The sequence below is a fragment of the Flavobacterium cyanobacteriorum genome (assembly GCF_002251835.1).
Classification (GTDB): Bacteria; Bacteroidota; Bacteroidia; order Flavobacteriales; family Flavobacteriaceae; genus Flavobacterium; species Flavobacterium cyanobacteriorum.
Window position 1 is genome coordinate 255 of the sequence record NZ_NOXV01000259.1, and the last position, 15,434, is coordinate 15,688.

14 protein-coding genes are annotated in these 15,434 nt (G+C 45.2%); 3 read left to right on the forward strand and 11 right to left on the reverse strand.

Annotated elements, in window-relative coordinates:
• Positions 1–300: 300 nt before the first annotated feature.
• Positions 301–2,361, forward strand: coding sequence for a methionine--tRNA ligase (gene metG / locus CHU92_RS08795; RefSeq protein ID WP_094414693.1), 2,061 nt, complete (start codon positions 301–303; stop codon positions 2,359–2,361).
• A gap of 17 nt (positions 2,362–2,378) precedes the next feature.
• Entirely contained in the window at positions 2,379–2,915 is a 537-nt protein-coding gene (locus CHU92_RS08800; RefSeq protein WP_094414715.1) for a nuclear transport factor 2 family protein, read from the forward strand.
• Positions 2,916–2,945: 30 nt separating this feature from the next.
• Here CHU92_RS08800 and trpS read toward each other — a convergent pair whose 3' ends face one another.
• Positions 2,946–3,917, reverse strand: a complete 972-nt coding sequence (gene trpS / locus CHU92_RS08805) for a tryptophan--tRNA ligase (protein ID WP_094414695.1) — start codon at positions 3,915–3,917, stop codon at positions 2,946–2,948.
• A gap of 73 nt (positions 3,918–3,990) precedes the next feature.
• On the opposite strand from trpS, the gene CHU92_RS08810 reads away from it, so the two are divergent.
• A complete protein-coding gene (locus CHU92_RS08810) occupies positions 3,991–4,740 on the forward strand; it encodes a lysophospholipid acyltransferase family protein (protein WP_094414697.1) in 750 nt (249 codons plus the stop codon).
• Positions 4,741–4,773: 33 nt separating this feature from the next.
• On the opposite strand, the gene CHU92_RS08815 is transcribed toward CHU92_RS08810, so the two are convergent.
• The 10 genes from CHU92_RS08815 to CHU92_RS08860 form a co-directional block, all read right to left on the reverse strand.
• Positions 4,774–6,507 (reverse strand): outer membrane beta-barrel protein, encoded by a 1,734-nt coding sequence (locus CHU92_RS08815; protein WP_094414699.1) that lies wholly within the window; start codon positions 6,505–6,507, stop codon positions 4,774–4,776.
• Positions 6,500–7,045, reverse strand: coding sequence for an RNA polymerase sigma factor (locus tag CHU92_RS08820; RefSeq protein ID WP_094414701.1), 546 nt, complete (start codon positions 7,043–7,045; stop codon positions 6,500–6,502). Before CHU92_RS08820 ends, CHU92_RS08815 begins: the two co-directional genes overlap by 8 nt.
• 12 nt (positions 7,046–7,057) lie before the next feature.
• Positions 7,058–7,480 (reverse strand): hypothetical protein, encoded by a 423-nt coding sequence (locus tag CHU92_RS08825; RefSeq protein WP_129583040.1) that lies wholly within the window; start codon positions 7,478–7,480, stop codon positions 7,058–7,060.
• 100 nt (positions 7,481–7,580) lie between these two features.
• A complete protein-coding gene (recA, locus tag CHU92_RS08830) occupies positions 7,581–8,585 on the reverse strand; it encodes a recombinase RecA (RefSeq protein WP_094414705.1) in 1,005 nt (334 codons plus the stop codon).
• Between the two features lie 54 nt (positions 8,586–8,639).
• Positions 8,640–9,740: an MBL fold metallo-hydrolase gene (locus tag CHU92_RS08835; RefSeq protein WP_243389577.1), complete on the reverse strand. Its 1,101-nt coding sequence runs from the start codon at positions 9,738–9,740 to the stop codon at positions 8,640–8,642.
• A gap of 17 nt (positions 9,741–9,757) precedes the next feature.
• A complete protein-coding gene (locus CHU92_RS08840) occupies positions 9,758–11,923 on the reverse strand; it encodes a T9SS type A sorting domain-containing protein (protein ID WP_094414707.1) in 2,166 nt (721 codons plus the stop codon).
• Between the two features lie 27 nt (positions 11,924–11,950).
• Positions 11,951–12,610 carry an aspartate kinase gene (locus CHU92_RS08845; RefSeq protein ID WP_094414709.1) on the reverse strand — a complete coding sequence of 220 codons (660 nt, stop codon included), beginning with the start codon at positions 12,608–12,610 and terminating at the stop codon, positions 11,951–11,953.
• Positions 12,611–12,683: 73 nt separating this feature from the next.
• On the reverse strand, positions 12,684–13,043 hold the full coding sequence (locus CHU92_RS08850; RefSeq protein ID WP_094414711.1) for a YraN family protein: 360 nt from the start codon (positions 13,041–13,043) through the stop codon (positions 12,684–12,686).
• Positions 13,043–14,014 (reverse strand): S66 peptidase family protein, encoded by a 972-nt coding sequence (locus tag CHU92_RS08855; RefSeq protein ID WP_094414713.1) that lies wholly within the window; start codon positions 14,012–14,014, stop codon positions 13,043–13,045. The genes CHU92_RS08850 and CHU92_RS08855 overlap by 1 nt, the downstream gene beginning before the upstream one ends.
• Positions 14,015–14,269: 255 nt before the next feature.
• The gene (locus tag CHU92_RS08860) at positions 14,270–15,340 is read right to left on the reverse strand and encodes a glycosyltransferase family 9 protein (RefSeq protein ID WP_243389578.1); all 1,071 of its coding nucleotides are present in this window, start codon (positions 15,338–15,340) and stop codon (positions 14,270–14,272) included.
• Between the last annotated feature and the right edge of the window lie 94 nt (positions 15,341–15,434).

The window sequence follows — 15,434 nt, forward strand, 5'->3', positions numbered from 1 at the left end:
TCCCCCCGCGTGAGGGATTGCAGCGGAAAGCCCGCAATGCAGCGCAGCGGAATGAGGACTTGCAGCGGAAAGCCCGGCCCGCAGGGACACGCCCAAAAATACCCTAAGGCATGCGAAGGTGGCTTTGCGGCAGGCTTTTTCAGCAGCGGACAGGGGCGCGGCTTTCGGGGCTGTGCTTTTATATACCGGTGCCGGATACGGCTTATGGGGTTGCTTTTCCAGGAAGCCAAAAGGCGGGGCTGCGGCTTTACCGGCTTTTTGGTTAATATTTCGTACTTTTGCGCCTTAATCATTAGTCTGATGTCAGCATACCCAAAAAGATACACTATTACGGCGGCGTTGCCTTATACCAACGGCCCCATCCATATAGGCCACCTGGCCGGCGTTTATGTCCCTTCTGATATTTATGCCCGTTTCCAGCGGCTTCAGGGCAGGGATGTGGCTTTCATATGCGGAAGCGATGAGCACGGGGTTGCTATTTCTATAAAAGCAAAAAAAGAAGGCACTACGCCCCGGGAAGTAATTGACAAATACCACGGCATCATCCAAAAGAGTTTTCAGGATTTCGGGATTTCTTTTGACAATTATTCCCGCACATCGGCACCTGTACATCATGAAACGGCGTCAGCATTTTTCAGGAAGCTGTATGACGAAGGTAAATTCATAGAGGAAGTAACCGAGCAGTTGTATGACGAGCAGGCCGAGCAGTTCCTGGCCGACCGTTTTGTAACCGGTACCTGCCCTGTATGCGGCAATGAGGAGGCCTATGGCGACCAGTGCGAACGCTGCGGCTCATCGCTTAATGCTACTGACCTTATCAACCCGAAATCAACCATAACCGGCACTACTCCCGTGCTTAAAAGTACCAAACACTGGTTTTTGCCCCTTGACCGGTATGATGCTTTCCTGAGGGAATGGATATTGGTGGGCCATGAAAAAGACTGGAAGCCTAATGTATACGGGCAGGTAAAGTCATGGCTGGATGACGGGCTCAAGCCCCGCGCCGTGACCCGCGACCTGGACTGGGGTATTCCCGTTCCCGTGGAAGGCGCCGAAGGCAAAGTCCTGTATGTATGGTTTGATGCGCCTATAGGCTATATTTCATCTACCAAAGAATGGGCGCAGCGCGTAGGCAGGGACTGGGAGCCCTACTGGAAAAGCGATGATACTAAGCTGGTGCATTTTATCGGGAAGGATAACATTGTGTTCCACTGCGTGATTTTCCCCGCCATGCTGAAGGCCGAAGGCAGCTACATATTGCCGGATAATGTGCCGGCCAATGAGTTCCTGAACCTGGAAGGCAGCAAACTCTCGACCAGCAAAAACTGGGCGGTGTGGCTTCACGAATATCTTGAAGATTTCCCCGGGCAGCAGGATGTACTGCGCTATGCGCTTACGGCCAACGCCCCCGAAACTAAAGACAACGATTTTACCTGGAAAGATTTTCAGGCACGGAATAACAATGAGCTGGTAGCCATCTTCGGGAACTTCATAAACCGTGTGGTGGTGCTTACCAATAAATACTATGAAGGCGTACTGCCTGCGCCCCATGCGTTTAGTGACGTAGATGAGGCCACGCTCACTGAAATGCGTGCTTATCCTGCAGTTATAGCCAGCTCGGTGGAGCGTTACCGTTTCCGCGAAGCGCTGGGCGAACTGATGAACCTGGCACGCCTGGGCAACAAATACCTGGCTGACGGGGAACCCTGGAAAGTAATTAAGGAAGACCCGGCACGTGTACAGGCACAGATGTACGTTGCCCTGCAGATAGCCGCCGCGCTTGCGGTGCTTAGTGAGCCCTTCCTGCCGTTTACTGCAGGGAAGCTAAAGAATATGCTCAACCTTGAACGTGATTTGAGGTGGAATGATATCGCAACACAGGCTGACCTGATTCCTGCGGGGCACAAAATAGGCCAGGCCGAATTATTATTTGCCAAAATAGAAGACGAAACCATACAAAAACAAGTGGAAAAACTGGAAGCTACCAAAACCGCCAACGCGGCTGAAAATAAAAAAGCTGAGCCGCAAAAGGGCCTGATACACTATGAGGATTTCGCTAAAATGGATATCCGTACAGGGACTATACTCGAGGCGGAGAAAATGCCTAAGGCCAACAAGCTCCTGGTATTAAAAGTAGATACCGGTATTGACATACGTACTATAGTTTCAGGCATAGCTGAACATTTAAGCCCGGAAGAAGTAGTAGGGAAACGCGTTACCGTACTGGTTAACCTTGCCCCGCGTGCCCTTCGCGGTGTAGAAAGCCAGGGCATGATATTAATGACGCAGAACGCTGAAGGCCAACTTGTTTTTGTTAACCCTGATGAAGAGGGGGTTGGGAACGGTGAGATAATTAGCTAAGAATAAAATTAATGATGATGAAAAAGATAGTATTCATATTACTTCCTTCAGCCATAATGGCTATTACAGGATTATTAACATTTTCCGGAGCGCAGGGTAGTGACATTATAAAAGAAAAGAAAACAATCAATTCGTTATTAAATGACTGGCATGCGGCGGCGGCTAAAGCCGATTATAATGGATATTTTGACAGAATAGCTGATGACGGGCATTATATAGGCACTGACGCAACCGAAAACTGGGATAAAAAAGCCTTTGAGGCCTTTTCAAAGCCTTATTTTGACCGGGATAAGGCATGGGATTTTAAAGCTGTACAACGGAACATCTATTTCAGTAAAGACGGAAAAACGGCATGGTTTGATGAACTTCTTGATGCCTGGATGAAAGGCTGCCGAGGCTCGGGCGTACTGGAAAAAGAAGGGAAAGAATGGAAAATAAAGCACTATGTCCTTTCCATGACCGTACCCAACGAAGTTATAGATGAGGTTCTGCCATTAAAGGCACGGTATGAAGATGCAATAATACAAAAGCTAAAAGCCGCGGATAAAAATTAACCGCGGCTTTTAATTATACTTTTTATTGATTTAAAGATACCCTAATTTTTCCCTGACTCTTTTCAACACAGTACCGGCTATGGCTGAAGCTTTTTCAGCACCCGTTTTCAGTGCCGCATCAACTTCCTCAAGATTGTCCATATAGTAGGCGTACTTTTCCCTTACAGGGCCAAACTTATCAAGTATCAGCTCATACAGCGCCTGCTTGGCGTGGCCATACCCATAGTTCCCGGCCAGGTAGTTATGCTTCATCTGTTCGGTTTGCTCAGGCGAGGCCAGCAGCCTGTACAGGGCAAACACATTATCTGTTTCCGGATTTTTAGGGTCTTCAAGCGGCGTACTGTCGGTTTGTATGCTCATTACCTGCTTCCTCAGTGTTTTATCGTCTGTAAATATATTTATAGTGTTGTTCCGTGATTTGCTCATTTTCTCACCATCAATACCGGGTACTATTTTAGTTTCCTCGCTGGTAATAGGCTCGGGTAAAACAAAAGCCTCACCCATCTGGTGGTTGAACCGTGAAGCTACATCCCGGGTGATTTCTATATGCTGCAGCTGGTCTTTTCCAACAGGTACAAATTCGGCATCATACAGTAATATATCGGCAGCCATGAGCATAGGGTAAGTGAACAGCCCGGCATTTACATCCTCAAGCCTGTCGGCCTTATCCTTAAAAGAGTGGGCAAGCGTAAGCCTCTGGTAAGGGAAAAAACAACTCAGATACCATGACAGCTCCGCCACCTGCGGGACATCGCTCTGGCGGTAAAAGGTAACTTTGTTAATGTCAAGCCCGCAGGCCAGCCATGTGGCTGCTACGCTATAGGTGTTTTCACGAAGTGTTTTTCCGTCCTTGATTTGTGTAACGGAGTGAAGGTCGGCAATAAAAAGGAACGACTCATTTTCGGGTTTGTTTGCCATTTCAACAGCAGGGAGTATGGCACCCAGTAAATTACCGAGGTGGGGTGTTCCGGTGCTTTGTATGCCGGTGAGTATCTTAGCCATTGTTATTCTGAATTTGCTGCAAAGGTAATGGGTTTTGCTAAAACTTAGATTTTGAATTAGTACATTTGGCACTATGAAATTGATACGGTATGTGTTCTGGACAATCTGGAGGATATGGTTCTATATCCTTATGGGTGTTCCTATCATTATACTGTCGCCGTTGCTGTTGCTTACCATATTGTCAGAAAAAACATACCCGCAGTTCTTTATCCTGGCCAGGCTTTGGGCTAAGATAATCCTTTTCGGGATGGGGTTCCCTTACCGGATTGAGCGCGAGGAGCAACTGGTAAAAGGAAAAAGCTACATGCTTGTGGCTAACCATACATCAATGACCGATATAATGCTGATGCTGGCCATATCAAAAAATCCGTTTGTATTTGTCGGGAAGAAAGAACTGGTAAAAATACCCATATTCGGTTTTTTTTATAAGCGAACCTGCATACTGGTTGACCGCAGCAGCTCAAAAAGCCGTTTTGAGGTATTTAAAAGGGCGCAGGCCAGGCTTAACCAGGGACTGAGCATTTGCATATTCCCTGAGGGAGGCGTGCCCGATGATACTGCGGTTCTTCTTGACGAATTTAAGGATGGGGCTTTCAGGCTGGCGATTGAGCACCAGATACCTGTGGTGCCCATGACATTTCCTGATAATAAAAAAAGGTTCTCTTTTGTATTTTTCAGTGGGCACCCCGGGCTTATGCGGGCTAAAGTGCACCGTTTTATCGACACAAGGGGCTTAACGCTTGATGATAAAAAAGACCTTAAAGACAGGGTGAGGCAGGTAATTTATGGCCAGTTGCTGGTTTATAAAAAAAGCGCCTCGTGAAAGGCGCTTTCTGAGTACAAAGCAAATTAACCCTTAAAAACTAAAACTTATACCGGAATAAAGCCCTATGAAATAAGGCCTGAAATTGCCGGGATTGTTACTGAAAGCATTAAGCTGGTACTTGAACGTGGGTTCAAAGTTTGCCTGGAACGATTTCCAGAAACGGTATTTAAAGCCTACGCCTATGTTGGTGGTAAAATGAATATTGTTTAGGTTTTGTGCCTGGCCTATATCGGTACTCAGGCCCTGCCTTGAAACTACACTGACATTATTTTCATTAAGGAATAGTGTGCTTAAGCCGCCAATTACGTCAATGCCAAAACGTGATTTTACCAGCTGATATGACATTTCCAGCGGCACTTCTATATAGCCCATCTTCTGCACCATGGCACCGTCAAATTTTTGTATGGATAGCTGTGCGTCCGCAAAGTGGGCCTGAGGGTTTTCGTTTGCAGCATTTTCTACCACTACATTAGCAATGCTGCTACGTGATACATTAGCCGTATGTTCGCCCAGCGCCGCATAGAACTGGATATCATTGGTAGAATAACTCAGGTTTACAGTATTGACACCTGTGCGAAAAGACAACCTGTTATTTATGGCATAGTCAATACCTACACCGTAGCTAAGGGCATTGTCATAATCTTTTGCGTTTGATGCAAATTGCGAATCTATAGGTGAGCCGTTAGAAAAAGAATTATAAAATATTGGCGCCAGGTGAGGGCGTATGTTCCAACGGTCAGTCTTGGCTTCCGCAAGCTGCTCTTCTTTTTTCTTCTCCTCGTTTAGTTTTTCCTTTAAAAGCTTATCCAGTTCATTCTCCGGCACCACCTTAACGGAATCTGCCATTGCCAGAGCATTACCTGCAATAGTGTCGTTTAATATTTTACTGTTTTGATTTTTCCATGTATTTCCGTCCGGAGGTGTTGCCGCAACAGTATTGTTGTTGTCTAAAACAGTGTTCTTGTTTTTGTTTTCTTCAATATTACTATCCGCATCTGCCTTTTTATTCCGGGGGCTACTGCCCTGTGCATAGGTATTACCCTCATTATTGTCTATACCTGTAGCGTCACCCGTAGTGGTAAAGGCGCTTTTTGACGTGCCTGTAGCACTGTTACGTGTGCCTTTTTTTTGTTTTTCGACAGCATTATTGCCAAATGCCATTCCCTCATGGGTATCTCCTGAAACATTACCCGGAGGCGGTACTGCAATATTATTTTTCGGCAAACGGTTTTTAGATAACTTTCGGTCATCTTGCACCGTTTCCCCCGATATTGCGGTATTTGTATTGCTGAAGTCTTTTTGCTTTGCGGATGCGTTGACGGTTCTTTTGCCGGTATGGCGTTGTGTTGCCTTTACTGTTGCTTCTGCCGCGTTAACATCATTAGTGCCTGTGGCTATTTTTTCGGGTAATGTATTGATTACTATTGTCTGGCCACCTGCTTCAGTAACAGTCTGGCCGGGTTTTATAGGTTTATGTGTAGGGCGTATACCCGGAATGTTCTCCCGGACATTGTTGTGTTGCTCAAGTACTACAGGTATTTTGCCGGTGTCAAAGCCATTAAATAAAGGGATTGTCAAGAGCGCGCCCATAATGAGTATAGCTGCCACGCCTGCCAGTTTGAACCATAAGGGCACTACCCGCCGATCTTTGTTTTCCTTTTTAAGCTCGGCTTCAATACCTGCCCACACCCTTTCAGGCGGTACCGGTTCAAAGTCTTTAAGCTTTTCTTGGAAAAGCCTGTCAATGTTCTTTTTTTCACTCATTTGCTGAAGGTATAATTCTGCCCTGCTGAGCTTCAATCTTATCTTTAAGTATCATCCGCGCGCGCGCGAGGTTTGATTTAGAAGTGCCATCGGTAATATTAAGCATTTCCGCTATTTCCTTATGGGAATACCCGTCAATTACATACAGGCTGAAAACCATCCTGTACCTGTCCGGCAACTGCTGTATTATAGAAACGAGGAATTCCATGCTTACTTCTTCTGTTTCTATTTCCACTTCTGCTTCGTCTGGCATATTTTCGCTCACAATCTCAAATATACCCTCTGTCCTGTATTTCTGTAAAATATTGTTGACCATTACCCTTTTTGCCCATCCTTCAAACGAGCCTTTGAACTGAAACTGGCCAATTTTGTTGAATATCACAATGAACCCGTCCTGCAGGTTGTCTTCGGCATCGGCATAATTGCGCGAATATTTAAGGCATACAGAAAACAGTTTTGGGGCAAACAGCCTGTATAACTGCTCCTGTGCCTGCAGCCGGCCTTTTTGGCAACCTTGTATGATTTGGTCCAGGTTCAACTACTTAAGTTATTATTGCACAGGCACCAAAACTTCCAGGTATTGTGCTTCGCCTGTATTGGTTTCGCCCTGGTAAAACCTGAATAGGTACGTAGAATGCGCATAAGATGGCAGGCATAAAAAGTTAAACGATTTTTGTTCAGTGCCGGCATCAATAGTGCTTTCACAGTTGGCATTTTCTATTACAATAGCTTGTACGCCAACGGTACGGGTAGTACTTTCAGAGTGATAATAAAAGCCGTCAAAATAGTGGCAATCTGTTGGAAGCCTGAAGTTCACCTTGATTTGGTACGTTTCGCCAGGAGTCATATGCTCAGGCAGGTCCACACTTTCTACAGGAACAAATTCCAAACGGAAATTTACGGTGTTACTGTCATCGGGGCTACAGGATATAGCCAGCAAAACTGCCATGAGCAATAACAATAATTTCTTCATGATACTCGTATAATTTAATTTTAAATTAGATGCACGCCTTGTTAAAAGGTTGCGTCCGGAATAAAAAAACCCGATTTTTCATCGGGTTTCCTCATTAGGTTCAGGCCACTTGTTCTTTGATGGCTTCTTTTATTTTCTGCTCTAGCTCTTCGGCCAGTTCAGGGTTATCTTTTATAAGTGCCTTAACGGCGTCGCGGCCCTGGCCGAGTTTGGTATCGCTGTAGCTGAACCAGGAACCTGATTTTTTAATAATTTCAAATTCCACGGCAAGGTCAAGTATTTCGCCTGTTTTTGAAACACCTTCGCCATACATGATGTCAAATTCAGCAGTTTTAAAAGGGGGGGCCACCTTGTTCTTCACGATCTTAACCTTGGTACGGTTGCCTATTACATTTTCACCATCTTTTATTTGTGATGCCCTGCGTATATCCAGCCTTACCGAGGCATAAAATTTTAGGGCGTTACCACCGGTAGTGGTTTCAGGGTTACCAAACATGACCCCTATCTTTTCCCGTAGCTGGTTGATGAAGAAGACCGTACAGTTGGTTTTGCTTATGGTAGCGGTAAGCTTTCGCAGCGCCTGGCTCATAAGCCTTGCATGCAGCCCCATTTTTGAGTCGCCCATTTCACCTTCAATTTCACTTTTAGGAGTAAGTGCCGCCACAGAGTCAATAACCACAATATCTATAGCGCCGCTACGTATCAGGTTTTCCGCAATTTCCAGGGCCTGTTCCCCATTGTCTGGCTGTGATATGATCAGGTTTTCCACATCAACGCCAAGTTTTTCGGCATAACTTCGGTCAAAAGCATGTTCTGCATCAATAAACGCTGCAATGCCGCCTGCTTTTTGCGCTTCGGCTATGGCGTGCAGGGTAAGGGTTGTTTTACCCGATGATTCCGGCCCGTAGATCTCTATTATCCTGCCGCGTGGATACCCGTTTACGCCCAAAGCAAGGTCAACCCCCAGTGAACCCGATGGTATGGCTTCTACTTCTTCTACAGCCTGATCCCCAAGCTTCATTACGGTACCTTTTCCGTAGGCTTTGTCAAGTTTATCCAGCGTAAGCTGTAGTGCTTTTAGTTTTGCTTCTTTATCTGCGCTCATTTTATCAAATTGTAATTTTGGTAAATATATACGATTTTTTTCTCACAGTCAAATTTATTTAAGTGTACCTGTGGCTTCTACCGGCTTAATTGTTACTTTTTCACCAATTATAGGAGCCAGTAATGGTATTTTTGCGGCAGCAGCGGTATGTATTTTTTGTATGGGTTCATCCCAGCTGTGCAGCGAAAGTGAAAATTTAGACCAGTGTACCGGCATCAGCCGCTTTGCCTTCAGGTCATCAGCTGCCTGTACTACTTCGTCAGGCATCATATGTATGTACTTCCAGTGTTCATTGTACTGGCCGCACTCCAGTATGGCAAGGTCAAAAGGCCCGTGTTGGTTGCCTATGTCTTTAAAATGGCTGCCATAGCCTGAATCCCCGCCAAGATAAATCTTCATGGTAGGCGCAGCCAGCACAAATGACATCCAAAGTGCCTTGTTGCGTTTAAGGCCCCTGCCCGAAAAATGCCGTGCGGGTGCCGTATATACCGTAAAACCATTACCAATGTCGATGGCCTCATTCCAGTCCCGTTCTTCAATCATTGATACATCAAAACCCCAAAGTTCCAGATGGGCCGGAGTACCCAGCCCGGTAATAATCTTTTTTACTTTGGGCTTTAGTTTAAGCATTGTTTCGTAATCAAGATGGTCCCAATGGTCGTGAGATATAAAAAGATAATCTATTTCCGGAAGGTCATCTGTGGTATAAGCATCAGTACCTTCAAAGGCTTTTGTAGTGAACTTAACCGGCGACGCATGCCCGCTGAAAACGGGGTCCGCCAGGAAAGTCTTTCCGTCAACCTGCATAAAATATGAGGAATGTCCAAACCATACGATAACATCTTCGTCAGGGTCCAGGTGCAGCAGGTCTTCTTTTATGTGTGGTAAGGGTTCTTTAGGTGTGCTTCTTTTACTCTTGTTGAAAAAGAAATCTTTTATTACAGTGTAATAGCTGGTATTTTCTGCCAGTGCAGGAGTAGGGCTAAGGTTCCGGAACTCCCCGTCACGGTAGTTAGGCGATTTTTTTATGCGTTCGAGCCTTTCACCCGAAGGCAGCGCACCAAACTTGTCCTGTTGCATAAAAATGATTATGCCGGCAACAAACGCTGCCAATATGATGATAAACCACATGATTATTTTCTTTAGTTTTTTCATATGCAGGGATTACTGCATCAAAACCCGCTGTTCTTGATTATCCTGAAAGTTTCCTGGCTGTTTCCCGCCTTTACCGCAACAATATAGATACCGTCGGCAAATGATGATAGGTCTGCCGAAGCATGTAGCCCGGCAACATCTTTTTGCAGCAGGAGCTGCCCTGTAACGTTATATACCGAGAGGGAAGTAAGTTCTTCTGCCGAGGTAATGTTTACGGTGCTGCCTGTAGGGTTAGGGTAATAGCTGAAACCTGCAATAATATTGTCTTCAGTGCTAAGGGGGAATATACAGGTAACGCTGGCATCCCATCCGGAAAGGGTCAGGCCTATATCTGACCGGAACACAAAGGTAAGCGAACCGTCTGCCGCCGAAGACAGGATGGTGCCGGGGTTGACATTGCCCGTAAATACGCCTATGAGCGGGGCAGTGGTGTCGGCTCCGTTATACACATACATAAAATCAAAATCTTCTTCAATATTAAAGCTGCTAAACGTTACCACTACCAATGAGTTGGGCGCGTTGGGTGAAAAAGTGCGCTGCAGGTACTGTTCATTGCTATAATTCCCTGCCAGCCCACCGGTGTCGGTAAAAGTAATCCCGTCGCATGCATTTCCGGAAGCGGCAAAGGTAAGTTCCTGTACCGGCGCAATAGCACCAGAACTGCAAACGGGGCGAATACCGATTTTATAATATACATTAGGTGTTAAACCTGTTGCAGTATACGAATTTGTATTTACCTGCTGCCAGGATGTAAAAGCTTCATTAAAAGGCGCGAAAGAAACCTCCCAGGGGCCTGTGTTGCTTACATCTGTCCATGTTACTGTGGTTGTATTGATGCCGTTGGTAATAGTAAAGCCTGCCACGCCGTTAATGCAGGTATTTATACAATCAGTACTGAGGCAGCCGGAGCTTTCCACATGGTTTAGCATTCTTTGCGCAGGCTGTATCCCGAAGCCATTGGCAAAATTAATCCCTACACCCGGCACCAGGTGGCAATAGCTCATAATAGTCCCGCCCAGCAGTGTAGGGGGTATAGGCCCCTGCGGGCAATTGCCCTCAGGGAAGCCGGCTGATGAGCCGCAACCGTCAATAGCGGTATTGTTGCCGTTCCAGTAGCAGCCGTGGGTATGTGGTGAGCCGAAAAGGTGGCCCAGCTCATGTATTATTACCTGTACCGTCCATGAATAGGCCGGCACAGTACTAAAACCAAGCTCTACATCAGAATAGCTGAAGTTAAAAGGTGAGCATAATCCCGCGATTGTTACGGCCACACCACCCAGCCCTTCAGGGTCAATGCCTACCAGCTGCCCTACATCACCGTCAAAAACAGGCCGCTGTACATGGAACTGCCCCAGGTAATCAAATGATGACTCGCCTTCGTATGGATCGGGCGTGGTCCATATAAAGGTTGATTTTATGGCTGTGGTTATACCGTCATTGGCAAAAAGCGTCTGTACATTGTTGAATACAGAGGTCATCCAGTTGGTGGTGTTGGCTACACTGGACCCGTTTTGCAGGTAAAGGTCGTGGTCCATTTCAAAATAAACAGTTACACACCGGTTGCTTTGTACGTTGTCAGGCTGTCTGTTCCATTGCGTGCCGAAATGCGTTCCGGGTTCGGGGGCATTACATTTAAATTGCAGCGGAAGTGTAACATTAGCGTCAGAATACAAGATGTACCTATTGGTATTGCCTTCCTCGAGCAGCCTGCCTGTTACCAGGTTATTCAGCCGCTTGCTTGAAACAATACCGTTAAACTCTCCCCTGAAAAAGTTGAACGAAGCAATGGACACCTCATCACCTTTAATAATCCCCCGGTAATGCAGCCCTTTTTCATACGGTACGGAATCTTCGCTGTCAGTAGCAACATGGAAGCCTTCGGCAAGCACTTCTGCCTTATAAAGCAAAATAGTAAGCGTTTCACCCTGATAGGGCAGTTCAAGCGCAATAGCCGGCGGCGCCGAAACAAGCAGTCGGTTTAGCTCAGACTTGTTAAGCGCTGCATACTGGGCTTCTGAAACTACTCCGCCCGGAACGGCAGGCCCATTTGTAGCAATAAGAGGCGAAAATTCCGGGAATTGTATTTTTGCGGCAATAAGCCGGTTAACTTCGGCGGCAATTTTCTGCTGTGCATTAAAAGGGAGTGCCAGCAGAAGCAGCACAAGGGTAAATTTTTTTTTCATAGCTGTGCGTTTCCCTTTTGGTAAGTATTACAGGCTTTTAAGGTCTTTTATTACTTTAAAGGCAAGGTCGACTTCCTGCTCGGTTACTAGTATGGTAAATTCATAAGAGGTAGAAATAACTTCACTTATTATTATGCCCTCCCAGGCAAGCCGCTGGAAAATGTAATAATAAACTCCCGGTGTTGATATATTATCCTTGGGCAGCTTTACGGTTATGGAAGCCAGGTCATCTGTACGTTCAATCTGTTTTTCATCGGCAAAAAGCCGCTCTACCACATGGTTCATGGATGAGCTTACCACTACGTTGGTTTCATTAACGCCCCTGGAAGAAGTGTAAAAAACTTCGGGATTGGCATTAATTACTGATATCAGTTCTGCCTGTTTGTTAAGAATAGTATCCGAAACCGCAAAGGTATAATCAGTAAGCGATGACCGGACAGTAATTTCGCCGATATTCTTCAGGACTTTCATTATCTTGTGGTTAACCCTGAAATTCAGGTCTTCAGAAAGCCTTTTGAGTGACATTACCACTGCACCCTGCTTTACGTCTTTTCCTATTTCCTGTTCCAGTTCCGGCATCATGTTTCTGGCCAGGGAAGTAAGATTTATAATTCCCTGCGAAAGCGCACTCAGTAAAAAAGGTTTTGTCTTAATGTAGTGTTCCACTACAGAAGAGATTGTTTTCATAAATTGTTGTGTGTTGAGTAGTAGTTGATTGCGCAAATATACGAAGTTAAAAACGTTGTTATATATATAACAATTAAAAATGAAAAAATGCATCCTGCAGATGTTCAATTTCATACTGGCCATTTTCTTTATATATTGAAATTATATCAAATCGTGTTTCAACATCAAGGCTGTTTTGCTCAATATATTCATTAACGGCTTTGACCAGCAGGCGTATTTTTTTTGGTTTCACAAATTCCTGTGGTAGCCCAAATTCTGTTGAAGAACGTGTTTTAACTTCCACTATAGCAAGTACATCTCCTAAACGGGCGATGATGTCAATTTCTGCTTTTTGATAGGTAAAATTGGTTTGGAGTATGCTGTAGCCCTGCTTCTTCAGGAAATCGGCAGCCATCTCTTCGCCAAGTTTGCCCAGTTCATTGTGCCTGGCCATTATTTAAATATTAATCGTGTTCCTGTTTCAGTTACTTCCAGTGTGGCCTCCTGCCCCAATACCAGCGCACGGTTGTCTGTTATGTGGCCTGCCGGAAAGTTATAACACACAGGGATATTATATTCTTTAGTTATATCTTTTATTATTTCAGGCGCGTTGTGCCCCCACGGTATGTCGTTGTCCCGCATTTTGGTCATCCCGCCTATAACAAGGCCTTTAATATTTTCAAAATACCCGCTGCGCTTCAGGCTCATCATCATGCGGTCAATATGATATAAATATTCATCCAGGTCTTCTATGAACAGTATCTTGCCCTTGGTATCAGCCTCAGAGACAGATCCTGCAATGCTGTACAATACCGAAAGGTTGCCAACTGTAAGTTTACCCGTAGCTTTGCCTGCCCGGTTAAATTCATGGGCGGGTATGGTATATTCAAGCCTTTCCCCGAACAACGCTTTCCGGAGGCTTTCTATGGCCTGTGGTGTTGCATTGGCTACGCTTATGCCCATGAGGCTGTGCAGTGTGACAATATTAAAATTGCTGATGTGGCTGTGCAGTACGGTAGTGTCGCTGAATCCAATAATCCATTTAGGCTTTTGCCTGAAGCGGGTAAAATTGACCCGGTCAATGATTCGCACGGTGCCATAGCCTCCTTTGGCATTCCAGATTGCTTTTATAGCCGGATTGTCAAGCATTTGCTGCAAGTCGGTTGCACGTTGCCAGTCCTGCCCGGCCAGCTGGTTATTGTCAAGCCCTATAGTTTTGCCTGTAACAACGTGAAGCCCCCATTCCTTTAACAACTTTATAGCAGGCTGCAGGGATTTAAGCTCTACTTTTCGTGCCGTTGCCAGTATGCCTACAGTGTCACCTTTTTTGAGATAAGGGGGTATTTTTATTATGTTTTGCGCATAACTCTGCCAGCCAAAGACAAGCAGCAGGAACATGTGTATATAAGACTTGTAATTTTTCATATATTACAAAGCTACAAAAATTGTATTGCAGCCTGTAAGGGATTACATGCGGGTTTAGAATTATTAATAAATTAAATCTTGGCTTCAGTGTTAAGTGAATCTTTTTAAAAATTCCAAAAAGGCAATATCATCCTTTAAATATTTTACGTTTCAAAGGACCTATACGCCATTGAGGAGAATAAATCACCTGAGTCAATTGCTGATGTTGCCTAAGGTTGATTGTTATGGCACTTTACAGGCACCTACAATGCAAAATTAAAAATTAGGCTTCAGTAAGTTTTGCTTTTCAAGTGTGTTCCTGATTATGGCTATCCAGCTGTCTATATCCCCGCAGTTGGTGTTTATTATAGTGCTGTTGTTGCCATAAGGCCTGAAGGCATTACTATCGGTAACACTAAAAAGGCCTATAGTAGGTGTGCCTGATGCCGAAGCCAGGTGCATAATACCACTATCGGCCCCTATAAACAGGCTTGTGCTGGCTATAACTCCGGCTATTTCCCGTATATCCCTGCTGTATAGCGATGGTGCCCTGAAATGCACCTGCGAAACATTTTCTGCCGGCAATATTTCTATAAAATCATAATTGCTGAATTCCTGTATGAGCCGGTTGTAAAATGTGTCCCACCAGTCCTCGCTGTAGCATTTTCCCCCTGTAGCATATGTAAAGAAACTTATTACCGGCTTACCCTGCGGCACAATGCTTTCCAGTACTTTCCTGCCGTGCGCTGCTTCGCCGGCATCAAGGCGTATGTCAAGGAGAGGTATCGGCTGTTGTGTACGGTCAATACCGATGGCAGAAAGGAACTTCCTCAAGGTATACAACGGGTATTTGGCATTGTGCTTAAATTCATTATTGATTTCTTCCTGTTCAGCGTCGCCAAACAGCTTGTATTTTGCTGAAGAGAACTTGGTAGAAAGCCTGCCTGAAGAAGAACAGGGCATAACATTGATCACAAGATCATAACGGTACCTGCGCAGGGAAAGCCATGTTGCCGCATAATTAATAAGATGCTTAAAAGGCTTGCCTGGCAGTTTTATGATGCGTTTAACAGATGGGTATTTCTCAAAAAGTATCGGGGCAAGGTTTCCGCGGACGAACAGGTCGGTTTTACAATCGGGGAAAACAGCTTCCAGTTCCCGGAGCAAAGGCGTTACCAGCAAAAGGTTGCCCAGGCGGTTATTGGGACGGATTATCAGGATACGTTTTATGTTAATGCTGCTGCCGGGCGTAATTTTCTGGGTTTTCTCCGAGGATCCTATCCACTGGGTAAGCCTTCGCATTACGATTCTCCTGAACCTGTTAATCTTGTGCTGGTTATTAATCATACTGTCATAGTAACGGATTAAATCAAGCCAAAATTACTACATAAACGTTAATAAACCCAAAAAAGTCATTAGGAATTTAAGTTGAATTTATTTC

Excerpts from the sequence above, each read along its gene's own strand:
- metG (WP_094414693.1), top strand. The coding sequence starts at position 301 with ATGTCAGCATACCCAAAAAGATACACTATTACGGCGGCGTTGCCTTAT.
- CHU92_RS08800 (WP_094414715.1), top strand. The coding sequence starts at position 2,379 with ATGAAAAAGATAGTATTCATATTACTTCCTTCAGCCATAATGGCTATT.
- trpS (WP_094414695.1), bottom strand. The coding sequence starts at position 3,917 with ATGGCTAAGATACTCACCGGCATACAAAGCACCGGAACACCCCACCTC.
- CHU92_RS08810 (WP_094414697.1), top strand. The coding sequence starts at position 3,991 with ATGAAATTGATACGGTATGTGTTCTGGACAATCTGGAGGATATGGTTC.
- CHU92_RS08815 (WP_094414699.1), bottom strand. The coding sequence starts at position 6,507 with ATGAGTGAAAAAAAGAACATTGACAGGCTTTTCCAAGAAAAGCTTAAA.
- CHU92_RS08825 (WP_129583040.1), bottom strand. The coding sequence starts at position 7,480 with ATGAAGAAATTATTGTTATTGCTCATGGCAGTTTTGCTGGCTATATCC.
- recA (WP_094414705.1), bottom strand. The coding sequence starts at position 8,585 with ATGAGCGCAGATAAAGAAGCAAAACTAAAAGCACTACAGCTTACGCTG.
- CHU92_RS08835 (WP_243389577.1), bottom strand. The coding sequence starts at position 9,740 with ATGAAAAAACTAAAGAAAATAATCATGTGGTTTATCATCATATTGGCA.
- CHU92_RS08840 (WP_094414707.1), bottom strand. The coding sequence starts at position 11,923 with ATGAAAAAAAAATTTACCCTTGTGCTGCTTCTGCTGGCACTCCCTTTT.
- CHU92_RS08845 (WP_094414709.1), bottom strand. The coding sequence starts at position 12,610 with ATGAAAACAATCTCTTCTGTAGTGGAACACTACATTAAGACAAAACCT.
- CHU92_RS08850 (WP_094414711.1), bottom strand. The coding sequence starts at position 13,043 with ATGGCCAGGCACAATGAACTGGGCAAACTTGGCGAAGAGATGGCTGCC.
- CHU92_RS08855 (WP_094414713.1), bottom strand. The coding sequence starts at position 14,014 with ATGAAAAATTACAAGTCTTATATACACATGTTCCTGCTGCTTGTCTTT.
- CHU92_RS08860 (WP_243389578.1), bottom strand. The coding sequence starts at position 15,340 with ATGATTAATAACCAGCACAAGATTAACAGGTTCAGGAGAATCGTAATG.